Raw genomic sequence first — 6,000 nt, 5'->3', positions numbered from 1 at the left:
AATCAGATTCTACCATATAGGACTACGAACCGAGAAGGCTATCGGGAGTACATATCTGATTCATCCATTTGTCAGGCTTGTCCGGTCTTACACCAATGTACCAAGAGTAAAAACCAGCAGAAGTTGGTTTTACGACACATTTGGCAGGATGCTTTGGATGAAGCCGAACACTTACGACACACAGAGGTAAATAAAGAGATTTACGCCAAGCGTAAAGAAACGATTGAACGTGTCTTTGCCGATCTCAAACAAAAGCATGGTATGCGTTGGACCAACCTAAAAGGGTTGGAAAAAAACTCAATGCAGGCGATGCTTGTTTTCGCTGCCATGAACCTAAAAAAATTAGCCAACTGGCACTGGAGGAACACCCATCCTCCAGCGTCACCAACAGACAATAGACGGAAATACGCGAAAACGCCTTTGAGAGTCATTTCTCAAAGGCGTTTTGTCTACGGTCTGAAGCCCACTTTTTTAGAAGTAGTGGGCTTCTTTGTTTTTTGATTTTGAGTTTGTTTGCTCGTCCAAACCGGTATTAATTTAATCTCATTCTTTATTGGGAAGTTACCTATATAAAGAATAGGTAACTCAAATTCATCATAAGTTTTCTAGGAGATGAATATAACGCGAGGGGAGAATGTTATGATGACTGAAACGAGTGAGATTACACCTTGGGAAGAGCATTCATTTTGGTTAGAAATCCTACAAGACCATGCATATTTTGTTCGAGATCATCTATCTGTAACTGAACGACAGTTTGTGTCCACTGCCCAACAATTTGTTGAATCCTTTGAACGGCTGAGATTGGATGTAAAAGGGATTAATCCAAGGTTAGGTGTCTCAGATCAGGCTATGATTGATTTGGCACGAGCAATATTTCCGGTTGCTGAAGGGTATTATCAGTTTGAAGGAAAAATGCAAAGCTTACGTATTCAGAATCAGGTGAACTTAAATTTATCCCCCACGTATTTAAACGGAACGTTAAGTGAAAATGAAGAGTATTTACGGATTTTATCTTATTATATTAATGGTCAAAATTACACACCTCTTCCTTTAGTCGACTTACTTGATTTATGGTTAGAAGATCAACTAGGTCATGCTGTCCTTTTACGAAACATCCTCGATCCGATTGAAATGAAAATAACGGCTCAAACAGATTTATACATTAAGCAATTTCAATCGTTCATTGTTCAAAATGAGCAAATGAAAGGATATTTACGATTTTCTCCTCCGGGAATCGAAAGACAGAAACGTTTCTCACGTGAGGTTGGTCAAACAACGATTGATATGTATAATTTTATTGTTGATGTTGTACGGATGTATATTAATACTGACGTATTTAGTCGAACCACTTTACGTTTTCTTGAGCACCATTTTCCTGAGAGTTGCTACTTTATTAGAAAATTAAGCATGTATGCACCAGAGATAGGTGCTCAAGCTGCGCAGTGTCCATTAACGAAGCAATCATTTCAGTAAATAATAGGTCCCGCTAATCAATGCGCTAGGATCTTTCTTAGATCCTAGCAAACTTCCTCTAAGTGAACACTTCCGCTCTTATAAAATCTCTCTATCATTCTCATTAAAACGTTACGAATGCACCTTATCCACACAAATATAAAAGGGCTGACACGAATATCGTTCCTTTAGCTACAACATTAGTAACTTCGCATCTGACTAATTTTTGCTACTGACAGAGGAACCGCACCGTCAGTAAGGTAGGTATATATCATTCCCAATACATACCAAAATCGTTTATAATAGTGTAATTACCAATTATTTTCAAGTGATTCTATTGTTGAAAAGGAACAAATCAATCTGAATGACTTATAAAGGAGATAGGGGATGTTTGAGTTAGTATTAGGCGTGATTGTCATTATTGTTATTTTTTCATTATTGAAAAGAAGAAGCCGGAGAGTGAAGTTACAGAATGAACCGTTACCGTCCTATTTAGGTGTTCAAATTGCAGGAGGAGTCGCTATTGTTCAACAATTGGAACGGACACTATCGAGTTCTTATGTGAATCAAGTTAGAAATCGTGTTGAAAAGGAACATCGGAAAATAAACGATTACGTTTTTGATTGGACCTTTTTTGAATTGAAACGATATTTTTTTATGAACAGTCTCTTGAAATCAGTCCCGATGTTTAGTGCCCGGGTCGATACTATTTGGCATGAGATGCTTATGTTCACAAGAGAGTACGAGACCTTTTCAAACAACATGTATGGTGAACTATTACACCATACTCCAAATATTGATAGTAAACCAAACCCAGGAGAACGAGCTTTTTTTGATTGGATGTATTTGCGGTTGTTTAAGTATAACGTTAATAGTAAGGTAATCTGGGGGCGCTTTCTGCAAAACCCGATTAAACGAGAGATCCTTGATGATTTTCGAGAGTTATCCGAAGAGAAATTATTAAACAAATATTTTCGTAAAAACGAAGAATGGATAGAAGTGAAAAAAAATATCATTCGTATGATGAAGGACGACATTAGCCAAGCCGATTCTATTAACAGAAAAGGTAATCCGATAGAACTACCTCAAGGTTTAACTGAAGCCCAGATGTATCACTCGATTATTGGAGTAGCTGTTTACTTATCGATCTATGAGTCGGATCATTATAACGAACAGATGAGCCAGTTGCTGCCAATGGAATATTATAAGACGGTTCAAAGTGGAGGGGGCTCCTCCTGTTATAGCTATGGATGTAGCAGTTCCTCTAAACATGATTCGGATGGTGGAGGAGATTCTGGTGGAGATTCCAGTTGTTCTAGCTGTGGAGGGGGATGTAGTAGTTAAGTCGGGTATGATAGTAATGTTTAGATAATATAAGAGGAATACCAGGAATAAATCCTAACCTGTCCCCATCTAAGTTGGATAGATGGGGATTTTCAAACAAATTTAGCCTGGAAATTAGACTTACATTTTTAGGATTTTTCGTATCTTTCAAAAAGTATGTTATAGTTGAAGTACATGGATAAAGGGGGAATAATATGAGTGAAAGTCATTTCTTAATATATAATCATAAAAAAAGGCCGATAACCTTAAAAGCGGAACGGATTTCTTTATATTTACAAAGTGAAGTAATTGAAGCTATTAGTGAAAATAATGAAATATATTATTTGTTTTTTTACAAAAATAAGTTTTTAACAGCTTTAAAAGCAAGAAAACTAAGGCGTAATTCATTCATTGAAGATGTATTTAAAAAAGGTATCATTTTTAAAGCGCCACATCCCTTCATTAATGCACTACTTTCCACCAATCACCCTTGCCAAATTGTCGACTTTGACAATGTACTAAGAAAACTTAAGAATAATTACTCTCCTCAAGAAAAGGCGTTTATATTAACTTTTTTCGAGTCATTTATTCCCAAAAAGCAATTGTTTCAAGAAATTCAGTCTGTATATTATGAATATCGTCGCAATGGGCAGAACTTCTTGAGTTACCATATTATTGAGATTTTATTGGAGTTTGTACCAAAACATAGCTGGGTTAAACAGCTTACAAGTGATTTAGCTTTCAAAAACTATACGGCTACGTCTAATGAAAATTCCGGAAATACGTTTGTTGAAAGGAAGTTATTTAGCAAAATAGACGAAGAATACTACTTTCAGCAACTCGTGAATCATTTGGAACGAGAGTCACGCTGGATTAATTTAATTGCTTTGTATATTTATAAGCTGACACCAACCCCTTCAATTAATTACTACCAACCTCTTGTGAAAACACTTGAGCGGCATTTTAGTGAGGAAGAAACACTGCATATTTTAGAGAGTCTTTCCCAGCAATTCCCTTCCTATCTTCCGTTAAAGAAAGATCTGTTTGACAACTATTTAAAAATACAGAAGCTTGAAGAGGTTTCGCGTTTAATGGCCATTTATCAGTTTCAGTTAACAGATAGCCAAATTGATACGTACAATGAGCTGCTAGAAAATTGGGAGCCACAAAAGGATATAGAAAACTTGGAAGTATTACAGCCTTTACTAAAATCTATTTTAAATGTGTATCCAGAAAATGCAGAAAAGCTTCTTCATACGTTTGTTACGTCATTATTAAAAACTCATGAATTGACGGATGTAAAAGAATGGCTGGCCCCATTTAAAGAAGACCATAAAAATCTTGAAGTCTTCAACAAGGTCGATAGTATGAAAAGGCTTAGTCAAGATTTAGATCAAATGCAAAAGCTTGGTGAATTGTATTATGAATTTCATCAGTTCGATAAAGGCATTGAGTGTTTTAGCTGGGAAATGGAATTAAAGCCAACGGATCCAAAACCCTTGCACTGGTTATCTAGAGTTTATCGAGAAAAGGGCATGACAGAAGAATCAGATGCTTTTCAAAAGCTGTGCTCGAATCTTCATCGAAGGGATTAATTAATCAACTGGCAGGTTTGACGAAATAAAAATAGCTTATATAAAAAGGGAGGTGTTCATTTTGGGACACCTCTTATTTATTTGTTTTTAAGATGGATACGGAACGCAGTATATGGCTAGTTTTCCTAACGGTAAATATACAAGCCGTCTCATTAACTATGCGTATAAATAATTAGTACGTTGATGATAAAATAATTATTGTTAATGAGAAATAGAGGAGGGAAAGTATGCAACCTAAAAAAACAATTGTAGATTTCGTAAATAATATAACAGCCGATAATCCGCTTTCTATAACTGAAGTCATAAAAGTAGCAATCGATTATTATCGGTTAAACTCAACTGAAAAAGTGGAAAGAACTGAAACGGGTGAAGTGAAGATCTTATATATAGCTTCTATGGCGGAAGAGAACATGCTGACAAAAATAGTTACGTTAATAGCTGGAGAAGACGCAGATATTGAGTCGGCGTATAACGGATGTATCGTGAGAGCTTATTAAACAAAGAGGCTGTGCCAAAAGGTTGTTTTTTAACCATTGGGCACAGCCTCTTTTTAGTACCTATTTTTTATTTTGTTCGGAAGCTCTCCATGTCTTTCAATAAAGCTTTGGATTCTACTCCTTCTTCAACAACTAAGCGAAGTTCTTTATTGAATGGAAGCGTATATAAGGCGAGTAGTGTTTTGGCATCGAACATTTGATTTTCACTATGAACCCAAATGTCAAAAGAATAACTTGTCGCGATTTTATTTAACTTTAGCACTTCTTCTTTGTTTTTTAACTCAAAATGAATAACCATACTCACTTAGCCTCCCTTTTTCTGTCATTATAATTCAAAAAAAGAATTATGCAAGGTAAATTCTAGGCGATGGATTATAAAAAAAATTGTAATTAGGTGAATGATCTAAGCAATTTTTGGAATGATAAAGCTCGTAAGTTAAATTAAAACTTTTTGGAGGTTATAACGATGCAACAAAATCAACAGCAAGCCCAGCAGGCTGCTCAGCAAGCTCAGCAAGCTATTCAACAAGCTCAACAGGCTGTTCAGCAGGCACAACAACAAGCAAACCCTCAAGCAATCCAGCAAGCCCAGCAACAATTACAACAGGCTACGCAACAATTGCAGCAAATGCAGAATAGTTCTCAACAAATGCAACAGCAGCAATTTCAACAAATTCAACAACAGCTACAACAAGTGACACAACAACTTCAGCAAGCACAACAAAAACAGCAACAATAGTTTTAAGGAAAAGGGCATCTTAGGGGATATACCTCTATAAGATGCCCTTTTCCATATTAAATTGAATGAAAAGCGGAATACTGTAACTCACTCGAGAAGACTGCAACTGTGAAGCCACTGAAAAAGGGAGGACCCTTTTTCAATGCCCTCACATCTGTCCTTATTAGTTTAGAAGCTCAAGTATTTCTTGTTGGCTTAGTGCGTAGTTATACATATAAATTTCGTCTAAGTTAAAATAAGGGTCAGCAACTAAAGCGACTTTTACCTAAAAATACTTCATTCGCTTCAAGAACACCGTCCACATACAATTTTCCTGTATTGCCTTCAATCGTTACTGCTACATGCACCCACTGATTTTCTGGTAAAGGTTCGTTTGACAAGAGGCTTTGATCTC

7 protein-coding genes and 1 pseudogene are annotated in these 6,000 nt (G+C 36.2%); 6 read left to right on the top strand and 2 right to left on the bottom strand.

Features of this window, described 5'->3' with window-relative positions; translation table 11 throughout:
- The 5 genes from B1R93_RS23360 to B1R93_RS07610 all read left to right on the top strand — a co-directional run.
- The coding region (locus B1R93_RS23360; RefSeq protein ID WP_425348928.1) for a transposase at window positions 1–501 on the top strand (501 nt) is incomplete at its 5' end.
- Between the two features lie 138 nt (window positions 502–639).
- Window positions 640–1,473: a DUF2935 domain-containing protein gene (locus B1R93_RS07625; RefSeq protein WP_245308211.1), complete on the top strand. Its 834-nt coding sequence runs from the start codon at window positions 640–642 to the stop codon at window positions 1,471–1,473.
- Window positions 1,474–1,839: 366 nt separating this feature from the next.
- Window positions 1,840–2,796, top strand: a complete 957-nt coding sequence (locus tag B1R93_RS07620; RefSeq protein ID WP_088103290.1) for a glycine-rich domain-containing protein — start codon at window positions 1,840–1,842, stop codon at window positions 2,794–2,796.
- 194 nt (window positions 2,797–2,990) lie between these two features.
- On the top strand, window positions 2,991–4,370 hold the full coding sequence (locus B1R93_RS07615) for a hypothetical protein (protein ID WP_088103289.1): 1,380 nt from the start codon (window positions 2,991–2,993) through the stop codon (window positions 4,368–4,370).
- Between the two features lie 227 nt (window positions 4,371–4,597).
- Window positions 4,598–4,867, top strand: coding sequence for a DUF6407 family protein (locus tag B1R93_RS07610; protein ID WP_088103288.1), 270 nt, complete (start codon window positions 4,598–4,600; stop codon window positions 4,865–4,867).
- A gap of 67 nt (window positions 4,868–4,934) precedes the next feature.
- Here B1R93_RS07610 and B1R93_RS07605 read toward each other — a convergent pair whose 3' ends face one another.
- Entirely contained in the window at window positions 4,935–5,165 is a 231-nt protein-coding gene (locus tag B1R93_RS07605; RefSeq protein ID WP_088103287.1) for a hypothetical protein, read from the bottom strand.
- Between the two features lie 168 nt (window positions 5,166–5,333).
- Between B1R93_RS07605 and B1R93_RS07600 the strand changes: the two genes are divergently transcribed.
- Complete coding sequence (locus B1R93_RS07600; protein ID WP_088103286.1) at window positions 5,334–5,606, top strand: hypothetical protein; 273 nt, start codon at window positions 5,334–5,336, stop codon at window positions 5,604–5,606.
- Window positions 5,607–5,769: 163 nt separating this feature from the next.
- On the opposite strand, the pseudogene B1R93_RS07595 reads toward B1R93_RS07600, so the two are convergent.
- A pseudogene (locus B1R93_RS07595) lies at window positions 5,770–5,998 on the bottom strand (LamG domain-containing protein); the annotation flags it as partial.
- Between the last annotated feature and the right edge of the window lie 2 nt (window positions 5,999–6,000).

The sequence above is a fragment of the Halalkalibacter urbisdiaboli genome (genome assembly GCF_002156385.1).
Lineage (GTDB): Bacteria > Bacillota > Bacilli > Bacillales > Bacillaceae_D > Halalkalibacter_A > Halalkalibacter_A urbisdiaboli.
The sequence above is the reverse complement of the archived record's forward strand: the minus strand, read 5'-3'. Positions and strand labels throughout refer to the sequence as shown.

Bases quoted from the DNA above. Each gene is read 5' to 3' on its own strand.
- B1R93_RS07620 (WP_088103290.1), top strand. From the start codon at position 1,840: ATGTTTGAGTTAGTATTAGGCGTGATTGTCATTATTGTTATTTTTTCA.
- B1R93_RS07600 (WP_088103286.1), top strand. From the start codon at position 5,334: ATGCAACAAAATCAACAGCAAGCCCAGCAGGCTGCTCAGCAAGCTCAG.
- B1R93_RS07615 (WP_088103289.1), top strand. From the start codon at position 2,991: ATGAGTGAAAGTCATTTCTTAATATATAATCATAAAAAAAGGCCGATA.
- B1R93_RS07625 (WP_245308211.1), top strand. From the start codon at position 640: ATGATGACTGAAACGAGTGAGATTACACCTTGGGAAGAGCATTCATTT.
- B1R93_RS07610 (WP_088103288.1), top strand. From the start codon at position 4,598: ATGCAACCTAAAAAAACAATTGTAGATTTCGTAAATAATATAACAGCC.
- B1R93_RS07605 (WP_088103287.1), bottom strand. From the start codon at position 5,165: ATGGTTATTCATTTTGAGTTAAAAAACAAAGAAGAAGTGCTAAAGTTA.